This is a genomic window from Mesorhizobium sp. M1182 (assembly GCF_040318335.1).
GTDB lineage: Bacteria > Pseudomonadota > Alphaproteobacteria > Rhizobiales > Rhizobiaceae > Mesorhizobium.
In genome coordinates this window covers 90,290-104,587 of record NZ_JAMYMD010000013.1, presented here as the reverse complement: position 1 = coordinate 104,587, position 14,298 = coordinate 90,290, and the positions used below count along the sequence as shown (strand labels likewise).

At 63.3% G+C, this 14,298-nt stretch carries 8 protein-coding genes; 3 read left to right on the top strand and 5 right to left on the bottom strand.

The window, feature by feature from the left end:
- The first annotated feature begins 198 nt into the window (after positions 1–198).
- Positions 199–876, top strand: coding sequence for an MIP/aquaporin family protein (locus NKH33_RS17630; protein WP_023677138.1), 678 nt, complete (start codon positions 199–201; stop codon positions 874–876).
- A 75-nt stretch (positions 877–951) separates the two neighbouring features.
- On the opposite strand, the gene katG is transcribed toward NKH33_RS17630, so the two are convergent.
- Positions 952–3,150, bottom strand: coding sequence for a catalase/peroxidase HPI (gene katG / locus NKH33_RS17625; RefSeq protein WP_352473478.1), 2,199 nt, complete (start codon positions 3,148–3,150; stop codon positions 952–954).
- Between the two features lie 147 nt (positions 3,151–3,297).
- Between katG and NKH33_RS17620 the strand changes: the two genes are divergently transcribed.
- Positions 3,298–4,206 carry a hydrogen peroxide-inducible genes activator gene (locus NKH33_RS17620; RefSeq protein ID WP_352473479.1) on the top strand — a complete coding sequence of 303 codons (909 nt, stop codon included), beginning with the start codon at positions 3,298–3,300 and terminating at the stop codon, positions 4,204–4,206.
- Between the two features lie 55 nt (positions 4,207–4,261).
- Here the strand turns inward: NKH33_RS17620 and NKH33_RS17615 are convergent, their stop codons facing one another.
- Complete coding sequence (locus NKH33_RS17615) at positions 4,262–4,864, bottom strand: cupin domain-containing protein (protein WP_352771991.1); 603 nt, start codon at positions 4,862–4,864, stop codon at positions 4,262–4,264.
- Between the two features lie 418 nt (positions 4,865–5,282).
- On the opposite strand from NKH33_RS17615, the gene NKH33_RS17610 reads away from it, so the two are divergent.
- Positions 5,283–5,924, top strand: coding sequence for a peroxiredoxin-like family protein (locus tag NKH33_RS17610; protein ID WP_352473491.1), 642 nt, complete (start codon positions 5,283–5,285; stop codon positions 5,922–5,924).
- A gap of 258 nt (positions 5,925–6,182) precedes the next feature.
- Here the strand turns inward: NKH33_RS17610 and NKH33_RS17605 are convergent, their stop codons facing one another.
- From NKH33_RS17605 to NKH33_RS17595, 3 genes are all read right to left on the bottom strand, one after another.
- Positions 6,183–10,733 carry an nSTAND1 domain-containing NTPase gene (locus NKH33_RS17605; RefSeq protein WP_352920786.1) on the bottom strand — a complete coding sequence of 1,517 codons (4,551 nt, stop codon included), beginning with the start codon at positions 10,731–10,733 and terminating at the stop codon, positions 6,183–6,185.
- 403 nt (positions 10,734–11,136) lie between these two features.
- Entirely contained in the window at positions 11,137–12,240 is a 1,104-nt protein-coding gene (locus tag NKH33_RS17600; RefSeq protein ID WP_352472676.1) for a calcium:cation antiporter, read from the bottom strand.
- 85 nt (positions 12,241–12,325) lie between these two features.
- On the bottom strand, positions 12,326–14,092 hold the full coding sequence (locus NKH33_RS17595) for an AMP-binding protein (protein WP_352472677.1): 1,767 nt from the start codon (positions 14,090–14,092) through the stop codon (positions 12,326–12,328).
- Between the last annotated feature and the right edge of the window lie 206 nt (positions 14,093–14,298).

The window sequence follows — 14,298 nt, the reverse complement described above, 5'->3', positions numbered from 1 at the left end:
CACCAGGCGGGCGCCGGCATGCGGAACGAACAATTCGATAAATATATTATACGTCTCTAATGTTCGTGTCCGGCGCTCACAAGCATAGCGGCTTGCGAAACTGCTCTGCTTTGCAAGTTTTCCGGTTGCGAATACTCTTTGCGCGGTGATTCGCGTCGCAGAAAAAGCGGAGCCGCGGGTCGATACGAGGAGAGGGCAATGAAAACTTATCTGGCGGAAGTTCTAGGCACGTTTCTATTGGTGTTCATCGGCACGGCTTCGGTGGTGACGGGCGGCTTCGGCGGCGCGCTGCCGCTCGGCCAGGAAGGTATCGGTCTGGCGTTCGGCATCGGCCTGATAGCGGCCGCTTACGCGATCGGCCCGATTTCGGGCGCGCACCTCAATCCGGCAGTGACGCTCGGTGTGTTCCTCGCCGGGCGGATGCCGGCCAGGGACGTCATTCCCTATTGGATCGCGCAGGTCATCGGCGCCATCATCGCGTCGCTGGCGCTGTGGATCATCGTCTCCGGACAGGTCGGCGGCCACACCGGCGGCTTCGGCGCCAATGGCTGGGACGTGACGAAATGGGGCGTCAGCTCGGCCTTCCTGTGGGAGCTGATCGGCACCTTCACCTTCGTCACGGTGATCCTCGGCGTCACCAACGCCAAGCACACGACGGCCTTCGCCGGCCTGGTCATCGGCCTGACGCTGGCCGGACTGCACTTCGCCATCATTCCGGTGACCGGCACATCGCTCAACCCGGCCCGTTCGATCGGACCGGCGCTGTTTTCGGGAACTGCGGCGATCGGCCAGCTCTGGCTGTTCATCGTCGCGCCGCTGATCGGCGGCGCCATCGCCGGCGTGGTCGCCAAGGCCGGTATCTTCGAGAAAGACTGACTTTTCGAAGGCTTCATGAAAAAGGCGCGGGTCGAGGCCCGCGCCTTTTTCGTTGCGTCGAGAAATATGCCCGGATCAGGCCGCGAGGTCGAAACGGTCGGCGTTCATCACCTTGGTCCAGGCGGCGACGAAGTCCCTGACGAACTTCCGCCCGGCGTCCGCCGAGCCGTAGACCTCGGCCAGCGCCCGCAATTGCGCGTGCGAGCCGAAGATCAGGTCGGCGCGGGTGCCGGTCCACTTGACTGCCCTGGTCTTGCGGTCGCGCGCTTCGTAGACCTCATCTGAGCCGGCGGCCGGATCCCAGATCGTGTTCATGGAGAGCAGGTTGACGAAGAAATCGTTGGTCAACGTGCCCGGCCTGTCGGTGAACACCCCGTGCTTCGACTGACCGGTGTTGGCGCCGAGCACCCGCAACCCGCCGACGAGCACCGTCATCTCCGGCGCCGTCAAGATCAGCAGCTGCGCCCGGTCGACCAGCATCGCTTCGACCGACATCGGCGGCTTGCCCCTGACATAATTGCGGAAGCCATCGACTTTCGGCTCGAGCGCGGCGAAGGACTGGACATCGGTCTGTTCCTGCGAGGCGTCCATGCGGCCTGGCGTGAACGGCACCCCCACGTCATGGCCGCCGTCTTTCGCCGCCTTCTCGATCGCGGCGACGCCGCCAAGAACGATCAGGTCGGCAAGCGAGACCTTCTTGCCGCCGGACTGCGAGTTATTGAAACCCTTCTGGATGCTTTCGAGTGTCTCGAGCACCTTGGCCAGCTGCGCCGGCTGGTTGACCTCCCAATCCTTCTGCGGCGCCAGGCGGATGCGGGCGCCGTTGGCGCCGCCGCGCTTGTCGGAGCCGCGGAAAGTCGAGGCCGAGGCCCAGGCGGTCGAGACCAGTTCTGAGACGGACAGGCCGGAGGCCAGGATCTTCGCCTTCAGCGAGACGATGTCCTGCTCGCTGACCAGCTCGTGGTCGATTGCCGGTATCGGGTCCTGCCAGATCAGCTCTTCCTTCGGCACGAGCGGGCCGAGATAGCGGACGGCCGGACCCATGTCGCGATGCGTCAGCTTGAACCAGGCGCGGGCGAAGGCATCGGCGAACTGATCAGGATTCTGATGGAAGCGCCGCGAGATCTTCTCGTAGGCCGGGTCGACGCGTAGCGCGAGGTCGGTGGTCAGCATCGCCGGCGCGCGGCGCTTGGAGGGATCGTGCGCGTCCGGCACGGTGCCTGCACCGGCGCCGCCCTTCGGCGTCCACTGATGGGCGCCGGCCGGGCTCTTGGTCAGCTCCCATTCGTAGTTGAACAGATTGTCGAAGAAGTTGTTGCTCCATTTGGTCGGCGTCGTGGTCCAGGTCACCTCGAGGCCCGAGGTGATGGCGTCGCCGGCAATGCCGGTGGCATGCTTGCTCGACCAGCCGAGGCCCTGCGCCTCGATGTCGGCGCCTTCCGGCTCCGGGCCGACCAGCGATGCATCGCCGGCGCCATGGGTCTTGCCGAAGGTATGGCCGCCGGCGATGAGCGCCACGGTTTCCTCATCGTTCATGGCCATGCGGGCGAAGGTTTCGCGGATATCGCGCGCCGCGGCCAATGGATCGGGCGTGCCGTTCGGGCCTTCCGGGTTGACGTAGATCAGCCCCATCTGCACGGCGCCGAGATGGCCCTGAAGTTCGCGGTCGCCGGAATAGCGCTCGTCGGCGAGCCACTTGGTTTCCGATCCCCAGTCGACGTCCTGCTCCGGCTCCCAGACATCGGCGCGGCCGCCGGCGAAGCCGAAGGTCTTGAAGCCCATCGATTCCAGCGCGACGTTGCCGGTGAGGATCAACAGGTCGGCCCAGGAGATTTTCCTGCCGTATTTCTGCTTGACCGGCCACAGCAGCCGGCGCGCCTTGTCGAGATTGGCGTTGTCCGGCCAGCTGTTGAGCGGCGCGAAACGCTGCTGGCCGGCGCCGGCGCCGCCACGGCCGTCGCCGATGCGATAGGTACCGGCGCTGTGCCAGGCCATGCGGATGAAGAGCGGGCCGTAATGGCCGAAATCGGCCGGCCACCAATCCTGCGAATCGGTCATCACCTGGTGCAGATCCCTGATCACCGCATCGAGATCGAGACTCTTGAATTCCTTGGCGTAGTCGAAGTCCTCGTCCATCGGGTCCGACAGGCTGGACTGCTGATGGAGGACGCCAAGGTCAAGCTGGTTCGGCCACCAGTCACGGTTGCTTCTCCTGGCCGATCCATGTGGGACCGGGCATTTGCCGGCGCTGTTGTCGTCGGTTTTCGCGTCCATCTTTGCCTCCGATTTGTTGATTTTTCGGGATTTTGTTGATTTTCCGGGCAGGGCCGGCGGCCGCGCCATCCTGGAATGGTTCCAGACTAGCCCGCCCAGCCGATAAAGACAAATTGCCTTTGCTGTTTATTCTGATAGGTTTTCCTTATGATCGGTTTAACCGTCCGGCAGATGCATTATTTCGAGGCGCTGGCGCAGACGCTGCATTTCGGCCGTGCCGCAAAACTCGCCGGCGTCAGCCAGCCGGCGCTGTCTTCGCAGATCGCCGAGATGGAGCTGCGGCTGAATTGCCGTCTGTTCGAGCGCGGCGGAAAGGTGGTGCGGATGACCGACGAGGCCGTGGCCCTGCTGCCGCGCATCGAGCGCATTCTTGCCGACGTCCGCGACGTCGAGGCGACGGCCCGGCGCGGCCGCCCGGCGCTGGAAGGCCGCTTCCGGCTCGGCATCATCCCGACGGTGGCGCCCTATCTCTTGCCGCATGTGCTGCCGGAGCTGAAACGGCATTTCCCGGCCTTGCAGCTGGAACTGCGCGAAGCGGTGACCGCCTCGCTGGTCGAGGACACCAGTTCGGGTAAGCTCGACGCCTTCGTCGCGGCGCTGCCTCTCGACTACCCAGGCCTGATTACCGAGGAACTTTTCTCCGACCGGTTCTTCCTGGCCGTGCCGGCCGGCGATCCCGCCTTCGCCTCGCCGCCGGTGCCACCGGAGAGCCCGGCACTGGAGCGGCTGATGCTGCTGGAGGAAGGCCATTGCCTGCGCGAACAGGCGCTCGCCGTGTGCGGCAACGTGCGGCCGGTGGCGATGGCAAGCTATGGCGCGACCAGCCTGACGACGCTCTTACAGATGGTGGCGCACGGGCTCGGCGTCACGCTCATCCCGGAAATGGCGGCAGGGCCGGCCAGCACTATCCCCGATTTGAAGATCGTGCCGTTCCAGGAACCGATGCCGCAACGCACGATCTGCCTCGCCTGGCGGCGCAACAAGGTCCGGCACGACGAGTGCGTCGAACTGGCGAAGATCATTCGCGGGCTGGATGCGGCGGTGCTGGCGGCTTGAGCGGCGGGTCAAGGATCCGGTTTTAGCCCCGAAGCCAACCTGCAAGAAAACGGCTTCAATCCTTTTCCCAGGCTGCGAGCAACGGGCCGTTGCTTCCATAGACAGGGTCCTTGCGCGGACGGCCGACCCTGGGGATCGTGACGACCGCTTTGGCATGGTCGGCGGCGGTCGTACACAGGTCATAGGTGCCGGATGGAGGATAGGCGCCGACAACCAGAAAATCGTCGGATGCGGAAAGACGCTGGTGCCCGGTGCCGGCCGGAAGCACCGCGACGTCGCCGGCCTTCAGCGACAGCGTCCGCCCCTTGCTGCCGCCAAAGCGGACCTTGGCCGTGCCGCGCGCAACGCCCAGCACCTCGTGTATCCGCGAATGGTAGTGGACGTAACCGTAGATGCCGTTGCGCCAGCTATCGCCCCAGCCATTTGCCTCGAAAAGCGCCTCGATGACAGCCGCCGGATCGAAGTCTTCGGGCAGCGTCACGGCACCGCGATAGACGACCAGCGGCCAGAACGGATGGTTGGGCACCAGGCCATCATCGCTGAACCGAAACTCGTTCGGTTTGCGCGGCCTCAGGAGGTCGGCGACCTCTCGCCGGCCCGGCCTGGCGACGCCGGTGACCTGCCCGACGGCTTTCTTCGTGGTTTGCAAAATGCTCATGACGTGGCCTTGCGCTGGTCGGAAGTTTCATGCGGGTTAACTGGCTGCATGGCGGGTCGGTTCCGCTGAGGGCAGAGTTCCGCGATCTGTACGGTCGGCATTTGACGTCCGGGCACATCGAAGCCGCCCAAGTTTCAAGACTTGAACACCGCGAGCATGTGAAGATCCAATCGGTCCCGCCGCTGTGTCGTCCCATGGCACGGATGAGACGATTACATTGTTTTACCACAGCGCTCGCGACAGCTCGCGAAACGGGCGACCCGCAGAGGCTTTTTTCGTGTTATGATGCACTTGCAACGCGCGTAATCTCGACCTCGGCAATATGGCAAAGGTCGAACGCATTTTTGCCCTGGCGTTGCCCAGCATGGACTCAACTCCGGATGGCTGGGTGTGCTTATCCGGGGCGAGGAGGTTGTCCATGTCCACGAGTAATGTCGAACGCCCGCTCCAGCCGGGCGACCGGGCGCCGAATATTATTCTCGATGCGATCTCCCGCGAAGGCAAGATCGCGCTCGACGATTTTCGAGGCCGTAGCCCGTTGTTGATCGGTTTGTTCCGAGGCCTGCACTGTCCGTTCTGCCGGCGCCATGTCGCGGCGATGGCGCAACTTAAGCCGGCCCTGCGTGAGAAAGGCGTCGAATGCCTGGCGGTGGTCAATACGCCAGTCGAGCGGGCGCGGCTCTATTTCCGTTACCACCCGGCACCCGATCTTCTCGCCGCATCCGACCCAGAGCGGGCCTCGCACCGTGCTTTCGGCTTGCGCGAGGTCGGGATGGACACGGTCATGGCGATCCGTATCGATCTGCCGGGCGAGTTGCCCGAGCCTATGGACGTCATGGCAATGTACGAGTTTCTTAACAAGAAGGAAGGATATGAGATTACGGGAGCCGACCAGCAGGCGATGGCTTCCGGCCAGGGGCAGCTTGTCGGTCAGTTCCTAATCGACCGGGCGGGCATCGTACGCTGGAACTTCACTGAAGTTCTGGAGGATGGCCTCAATACCTTCAAGGCGCCGAATCCGGAGGAATTGATGTCAGCGGCTTCCCAAGTTGCACATTGATGGGCTGCGGAAATAGGCGGCTGACAACTCGCTCGACGACCGCGCCCTTCCCGCTCACTACCGGGGAACGGCCGTCCTGGGTCAGAACCTGAGGATCGTGGATGACCGCTTCGCGCCCAATGTCGGTCATTCAGCCGGCCCCTGCCTTCCTTCAGAAGCGGACTTCCCTGGTGTCAACACGACGGGCGAGGTTGCGCCAGCTTCGGACCCTCTGGATTCGTTTCATCTCGCTGCTGACACGACTGCTGCAACGCCAGCTTAGCTAGGGCAGTCCTCGGCATCATCTGCCACGGGCAGGAAGAAGCGCCTACGCTCGCAAGAAGTGAGTTTTCGGTGCACGACGTCTTGAGCATAGGCGATGAGGTCCTCTGGCGACGTGAAGACGCGGATCAACTGCACGCTATCTCCGCCTGAGACAGCTGCGACCTGTGTGCCATCCGAATTGAATGCGGCCCGCGTGACCGCCGGGACGATCGTGCTGGTGTCATGCTGGCCAACAAGGAGCGCGAGTTGCTGACCCGTGTCGGCAGACCACAGCCTGACAGACCGCTCACGGTAGGACGACGTCACCGCATATTGTCCGTTGGGACTCAATGCGACGTTGTCGATGCTGGCACTGCCCCCCGTGAGGACAGACCTTTCCTTCCCGTCCTTGACGCTCCAGATGCGAACGGTTCCATCTCGTGAGGCAGTTGCCAGCGACCTGCCATCGTTGCTGAAGGCAACATTTGTCACCGGCCCGCCGTGTCCCTCCAACGTGGCGGCAGCTTCCCCTTCCGCGACTGACCAGATTTGCGTCGTTCCGTCAGAAGAACCAATGGCGACCAATCGGCTGTCGGGACTGAAAGCCGCTGCGCTGATGCGGTTCTCGTGTCCTGGAACACCTGTGATCTCAGTGCCGTCCATCTTCCAAAGCCGCGCTGTATTGTCGTTCAACGTCGCAAGGACCAGCTTGCCATCCGGGCTGAACAAGGCATCCTGCAAATCCGCTGTGGTTTGAAATACTGTCTTGGCAGCGCCGGTCGAGGCGTCCCAGAGCCGCACAGTTCCATCGACCGAAGCGGATGCCAGGAACGAGCCATCGGAACTGAATTGGACCTGGACGACCTTGGGATCATGACCTTCCAGCGCTGCCGCTTCGCGACCGCCTTTGGCCTCCCACAGCCGAACCACGCCTTCGTTGGACGTCGTGGCAAGACGATGCCCATCAGGGCTGAATACCGCAAGCTTAAGCAAGCCTTCCGTGCCGGGCGCGAGCGTCGCAACCAAATTGCCACTTGCAACATCCCAGACATGCCCCACGACACCGCTTCCCGTCACGACGCGCGCCCCGTCAGCACTGAATACTGCGAACCTGCGCGCGGTTTCGTGACGCAACGTGGTCGTTAGCACACCGTCGACGTCCCAGATGCGCGCGGTTCCGTCGTGCGACACCGTGAGAAGGCGACGGCCATCGGGGCTGAAGGCGACCTCCTCGATCAGCGCACTATGCCCGTGGAGGATCGAGACCTGCGAGCCGCTCTTGACGTCCCAGATACGGGAAACGCCGTTCACCGACGCGGTGGCGAAAAGTTCGCCGTCAGGGCTGAACGCGCCGTTGACGTCGAGATATTGATAGGAGATTCCGGCATTGAGCGCGCTTGCCCTGGTTTCTTGGCCGAATATGCGGATCAACTCACCTGTCCTTGTATTCCAAAGACGGGCGGATCCGTCGATGGCAACGACTGCCACAAGGCGGCCATCGTGACTGAAGGTCCCTTGATGGCCAGCACTCGGTGATCCGGGGAGAGCGGCAAGTCCCGACAGATCCGCCAGACTCCAAAGACGAGACGTGCCAGTCCAGGCGACGGTCAGGAGTTGGGTCCCGTTCGGACTAAACTCGATGCCAGTAACATTGTCTCCGCGAACCGGAATCGTGCCGATCGGAGTGCCGTCGTTCGCATTCCAAATTTGAACGTCTCCGTGGAACTGGACGGAAGCAAGCATTTGACCGTCGGGACTCACCGCAAGAACGGTAGATTGCCAACTGGCTCCCGGCAATCTGGCAATCTCGGTGCCGTCCCGAGCGTTCCAGATCGTCGGCGCGGCAAACTCCGAAGCAGTAAAGATCCGCGTTCCGTCGCGGCTGAAAATCGCGGCGTGGACGTCACCGGTCTGATTGAGGACGTAGAGCTGCTTGCCGGTCGCCGCATCCCAGACCCTTGCAGTGCCGTCGACCGAGCCAGTGAGGACTTGTCTTCCGTCCGGGCTGAACACTGCCAACTTTAGCACGCCTTTATGGCCCTTGAGGATGGCAAGCGCCTTTCCGTCGGCGGTGTTCCAAACTCGCGCGGTCTGATCGAAGGAAGATGTAACGACGCGGTCTCCTTCCGGACTGAAAGCGCCGTGGGTGACGGCATCTTCATGGCGAAGGACGGCGAGTTCCTGATACCCGGACAGAGCTCTGAACAGGGCGGCTTCGGCCTCGGTCACATAGGGCCGTTCGGTCGTTTCTCCCTTCTTGGGAAGGGCCTCCAGCGCCAGAAGGATGGCAAGCTCGCTGTCCCCGGCGGACGACAGTTGCAGCGAGATCGACGAGAGCGACCGTGACTGGTTGCGCAGCGCGAGGTCTCTCGCCGCTATTGCCTCCTGGGCATTCTCGTCGGCGCGCTCTGCCTGAAGGCTGGCCTCGTGTTGTCCCCAGAATCCGGCGATCGCGCCGGCGCCTGCCACGACCGCCAATGCAAAGGCGACAATAGCGGCGTAACGCGTGCGGCGCGCAAGCCGTGTCGCCGCTTCCGCCACCAGGCTGCGGCGTTCCGCTTCGCGCTCAAGGCGCTCCCGTTTGGTCGCCTCTTCGGCCTCTATGCGCGCACGATCGGCCTGTCGCTCCCTTTCCGCGACCGCCATCTGAGCCAACAATGATGCTTCTACATACTGAGCTACTTGATCGTCGACGTCCTCTCGCCGCGACACTAGCAATTCCTCGCCCTCGGCAAGTCGTATGCCGGCGGGCAGAAGCAGGTCGGGATTCCTGTTGTCGGCATGCCAGCGGCCGGCATCGGTTCGCAGCCGGGCACGCGTCTCCAGAAAACTTCGATCAGCGTTGACGATGTCGCGCGCGCGGGGCCAACGGCTCAAAAGCGCCTCGTGGGCGACGCGGACGACTGCCTGCCCTTCAAGGTTCTCGTCGGAAACGAGAAGCCGAGCCGCGATCAACGCGTCGAGAAGTGCAGCTTGTGCGGGCGTTCGCGCCATGTTGTCGCGGACCGCCGGGGCCGCGGCGACTGAATTGTCGCCGAGACGAACCGTCGTCAGCGCGCGAAGGACGGTTGGCAGCGCATCCTGAACCGTGGGCGACAACGCCTCGACCACTTCGTCGGCCCGGCGCGCGATCGCGCCCTCGAGGCCTCCAAGCGCACGATAGGCTGCGAAGGTAAGCAGGCGTTCTGCTCGGCCGGCTTGGTAAAGTGCTTCGAGCACGAACTCGAGCAGTGGTAGGGAACCGGGGTCGGCCGCTGTCGCCTCCTGAAGCACGTCCTCCAGTCGGCCGCGGTCTTTCGTTTCCTCAAAGCGCAGGCCCGCCGCGCTTGCGGGTTCACGGATGATCTTCGAAATCTCGGCCCCGGTCGGAGGCAAGAGTTCGTAGCTGCTCAGGCCATCCTTCAATGCCGAGAAACCCGGGACCTCGCCGCACCGATGGAAGAAGTCGCCGCGAATCGTCGCGATCACCCATACAAGTCCGCTAGTGGCGAACGCTGAAAGCAATCGCACGAACAAAGCGCGCGAGGCTGGTTCCGTTTCGGTTGTGAAGAGTTCCTCCATCTGATCGACGGCTAGGACCAGACGCGCCTTACCCGGGCCGCCACTGGAGGGGGTCGAGGCGAGCGCCGAGCGGACAAAAGCCAGCGCCCGATCGGGATTGTTCCGAAACGTCGCCGCCAACTCGGTCGCCGTCCCGTTTTCGGCAAGTTCGGGCAAGGCTTCGGCGCGGAGCAACGCCGCTGACAGAGACGTGATCGCGTCAGGTCCCTCGGACGGACGCATGACGCAACGCCGCCAGAGCAAGATGCCCGGCACCGCGCCACGTTGCGTGACGGCCGGAATCAGCCCGGCGCGCACGAGCGAGGACTTGCCGGAGCCGCTCATCCCGTAGATGAGCAGGAAGCACTTGCCCGCGACCGCGAGCTGCTCCAGTCGCTCAGTGCAGATAGCGATCGCACGGCTCCGCCCGAAGAAGAGATCGGCGTGCTCGAAATCGAAACTGTCGAGGCCGCGAAACGGCGAGCTAGTTGGTTCCTCAGACGTGACGGGCACGCGAAAAGCCCGAACCGGCCGCGCAATGTTCTTTAGGCGCTGCTCACCCAGGTCAACGAAATCTGCTGCAAGACGGTCGCGAACTTGCATCTGGATAGCGTCAGAGACGCAGATGCCGCCCGGAAGCGCCAGCCCCTCAAGGCGGGCGGCGACATTCACACCGTCACCCATGAGATTGTCGCCATCAACCACCACGTCGCCGAGGTTGACTCCAATCCGGAATCGCATGCGCCCTGGCCCAGGCAAGTCGGCGTTGAGCCGATCGATCGCCAACTGGATGTCGATAGCGCACCGAACCGCACCTATCGCGCTGGCGAATTCTGCGATGACGCTGTCGCCTGCGCTTCCGAAGATGCGTCCATCGTAGCCGGCAATTAGCTTGTCGATCGCTTGTCGATGGACCTTCAGGGTAGCAAGGGTCGTCTCTTCATCTTTGCCGACAAGTCGGCTGAACCCCACCACGTCGGCAGGGAGGATGGCAGCTACTTTCCGCTGAACGCGATCGACGGGCATCCCCGCTCCTGCGGCACATCGTTTATCATCCTACCCTAACAGCTTTCGAACCCGAAAGGGCGCTTGATCGGCCGCATCGCCCCGCTTCGGTGGAAACGGACAGTCTGAGGAATGTCGCCTTGGGTCAGTTCACGACCTCCATCCAGCGGGTTGAATGTCTGCAATCTTCGTTGCGAAGCCAGAAGCTGCCAATCCGCTCGCGGCCCCTATCGAGACGTTCAAGGCCTTGGTGCTAAGCGTCCGCCCATGGCGCAAAGGAGAAAAATTGGCGCCCACCCCTCACGCCGTCTTTGCCGAACTTGTGCGGCTTGCCTACTTCGGAACTCGGTGCGGAAAACGTGTGGCTGCTCGGCCGAGAAACAGTCGTCAGAATCTGCCTGCCCCCTTGCTCGCCCCCCAACCCTCACGGCACAAATATCAAAAACACCCAGGTAAAAAATACCACGAGGTGCACCAAGCCGGTCAGGAACGTCGTCCTCTCCGTGCCGAAGCTCACATTGCAGATGAAAAGCGCCAGGACCAAAAGCACCGTGTCGGTCGCCGGCAGGCCCAGGGTCAGGCCTCTTCCGGTCAGCAGGCTGGCGGCGGCTATGCCGGGTATTGTCAAACCGATCGTCGCGCAGGCCGAGCCCATGGCGACGTTCAGGCCGCGCTGCAGCTCGTTGCTGAGCGCGGCACGAACCGCCGAAATGGCCTCCGGCATCAAGACCAGCGCGGCGATCATTGCGCCGACAATGGCATCGGCCTGCGGCACCTGGTAGGCGACGAGCGCGTCCTCGACGCTGGCGGCGACCTGTTCGGCGAGCATGACGATGCCGATCAGCCCGATCAGCAGGAGAACGGCGCCGGCGGCGACGCTTTCGTGAGCGTCGGCTCGCACCGCGGCGCCATGTGCTTGCCCGTCGATGAAATCGTCGCGGTGGCGGACAGTCTGCGCGAACAGAAAACCGGCATAAAGCAGCACCGAAAGCACGCTGACGAAGCCGAGTTGCGCCGCCGAGAACGTGCCGGGATCGGTGGTTCGCGTGTAGGTCGGCAGAATGAGCGTCATGACGCTCAGCGCGACCAGTACCGCCAGATAGGCGCTGGTTCCTTGGCGGACGATTGCCTGCTTGCGATGGCGCCAGCCGCCAAACGTCAGGCACATGCCGACGACGCCGGTGGACGTGATCATCACCGTCGAGAACACGGATTCGCGTGCAAGCGTCGGGTTGTTGGCGCCGTGCAGCATGATGGAAACGATGATCGACACTTCGATTGCCGTCACGGCGATGGTCAGCACCAACGTGCCGTACGGCTCGCCCACCCGCCGGGCCACCGCCTCGGCGTGGTCGAGCACCACGAAAATGGTGGTGAACATGATCGCGCTCGACAGCGCGCCGATAAATATCCTGGTGCCCAGCGACCCTTCGTCGACCGACACCCCGCTGGCCCTGACCGCGACAGCCATCGCCAGCGCGGCCAACGGCATGCCGTAGGAAACCGCCGATCTTGCGAAACCACTCATTCCAAGCCCCTTCCGCAAGCCCCTTTTGCAAGCCTCTTCTGGGCAAGCCTCGTCTGCGAACCCTGCGAAAGCCCGAAGCGCGCCCTCAAGCCGTCTTCTGCGTCACCAGTCCCAGTTCGTCGACCATCGCCTGGCGCATCAGGAATTTCTGCGGCTTGCCGGTCACCGTCATCGGCAATTCGGTGCGGAAGCGGATGTAGCGCGGTATCTTGAAATGGGCGATCTGGCCGGCGCAGAAGGCCTTGATCTCCTGCTCGGTGGTGATCTGGCCGGGCTTCAGCACGATCCAGGCGCACAGCTCCTCGCCGTATTTCGGGTCGGGAATGCCGAACACCTGCACCTCCTTGACCTTCGGGTGGCGATAGAGAAACTCCTCGACCTCGCGTGGATAGACGTTCTCGCCGCCGCGGATGACCATGTCCTTGACCCGGCCGACGATGTTGCAATAGCCCTCGGCATCGATGGTGGCGAGGTCGCCGGTGTGCATCCAGCCGTCGGCGTCGATGGCCTCGCGGGTCTTCTGCTCGTCGTCCCAATAGCCCTTCATCACGGAATAGCCGCGCGTGCACAGCTCGCCCGGCGCGCCGACCGCGACGGTGGCGCCTTCGGCGTCGATGGCCTTGACCTCGACATGCGGATGGACGCGGCCGACGGTCGAGACGCGCTTTTCCAGGGGATCGTCGACGCTGCTCTGGAACGACACCGGGCTGGTCTCGGTCATGCCGTAGGCGATGGTCACCTCAGCCATATGCATCAGCGACACCACCTTCTTCATCACCTCGATCGGGCATGGCGAGCCGGCCATGATGCCGGTGCGCAGGCTGGTGAGATCGAAGGAGGCGAACTCCGGATGGTCGAGCAGGCCGACGAACATGGTCGGCACGCCGTAGAGCGCGGTGCAGCGTTCCGTTGCCACCGCCCTCAGCGTGGCGCCGGCATCGAACCCCTCGCTGGGGAAAACCATGGTCGCGCCCTTGGTGACGCAGCCCATCGTGCCCATCGACATGCCGAAGCAATGATAGAGCGGCACCGGGATGCACAGCAGGTCGTCGACGGTGAGCCGGATTGCCGCGGTGACGAAATTGCCGTTGTTGACGATGTTGTTGTGGGTCAGCGTCGCGCCCTTGGGCGCGCCGGTCGTGCCGCTGGTGAACTGGATATTGATGGCGTCGTCCGGTTTCAGCCCCGCTGAAATCCGGTCGAGCCGGTCATGCTCGTCGCGGCCGGCCATCGCCAGCACGTCGGCGAAATTGAACATGCCCGGCGAATTGTCCTCGTCCATGCGGATGACGGTCTTCAGCGCCGGCAGTCTGTTGGCGTCGAGCTTGCCGGAGGTGGCCTTGGCGATCTCCGGCGCCAGCGTTTCGATCATGCCGAGATAGTCGGAACTCTTGAATGTGGCGGCGGTGACGAGCGCTCGGCAAGCGACCTTGTTCAAGGCATATTCCAGCTCGACCAGCCGGTAGGCCGGGTTGATGTTGACCAGGACCAGGCCGATGCGGGCGGTGGCGAATTGCGTCACCAGCCATTCCCAGCGGTTCGGCGACCAGATGCCGACGCGGTCGCCTTTCTCGAGGCCGAGCGCCAGGAAGCCGGCGGCGAGCGCATCGACCGTGTCGGACAGTTCGTCCCAGGTAAAGCGCTTATGCTGCTCGACGAAGACGGCGGCATCGAGCGTGCCATATTTGCCGACCGTATCGGCAAACAGCGCCGGGATGGTCAGGTTGAGCAGCGGCACGCTGCGCTCGCCCGAGACATGCGCCGTGCCGTCGACCGGCGCAATGAACGAACCGCCATCGCGCTTGGAGCGCAGGTTGGTTGCATTCTTCAACTCGTCGAGATTGATCGGCATCGCCGTGTCCTCCGCAGACAGGCCGAGCCTATCAGCCCGGCAGGGTGGTGGAAATCCCGTCCATGGTGGGGCTGGGTGGGAACTCGCCTGTAAGGGCCGAAAATAAAAAACCCGCCTCGGCGGGCGGGTCTTCGGGGCCAATTGACACCATAGCGAGATTAGTAGCATAGCTGCCGGCACAAAGCAAGAACAAAATTGCTGTACGT

Excerpts from the sequence above, each read along its gene's own strand:
- NKH33_RS17630 (WP_023677138.1), top strand. The coding sequence starts at position 199 with ATGAAAACTTATCTGGCGGAAGTTCTAGGCACGTTTCTATTGGTGTTC.
- katG (WP_352473478.1), bottom strand. The coding sequence starts at position 3,150 with ATGGACGCGAAAACCGACGACAACAGCGCCGGCAAATGCCCGGTCCCA.
- NKH33_RS17620 (WP_352473479.1), top strand. The coding sequence starts at position 3,298 with ATGATCGGTTTAACCGTCCGGCAGATGCATTATTTCGAGGCGCTGGCG.
- NKH33_RS17615 (WP_352771991.1), bottom strand. The coding sequence starts at position 4,864 with ATGAGCATTTTGCAAACCACGAAGAAAGCCGTCGGGCAGGTCACCGGC.
- NKH33_RS17610 (WP_352473491.1), top strand. The coding sequence starts at position 5,283 with ATGTCCACGAGTAATGTCGAACGCCCGCTCCAGCCGGGCGACCGGGCG.
- NKH33_RS17605 (WP_352920786.1), bottom strand. The coding sequence starts at position 10,733 with ATGCCCGTCGATCGCGTTCAGCGGAAAGTAGCTGCCATCCTCCCTGCC.
- NKH33_RS17600 (WP_352472676.1), bottom strand. The coding sequence starts at position 12,240 with ATGAGTGGTTTCGCAAGATCGGCGGTTTCCTACGGCATGCCGTTGGCC.
- NKH33_RS17595 (WP_352472677.1), bottom strand. The coding sequence starts at position 14,092 with ATGCCGATCAATCTCGACGAGTTGAAGAATGCAACCAACCTGCGCTCC.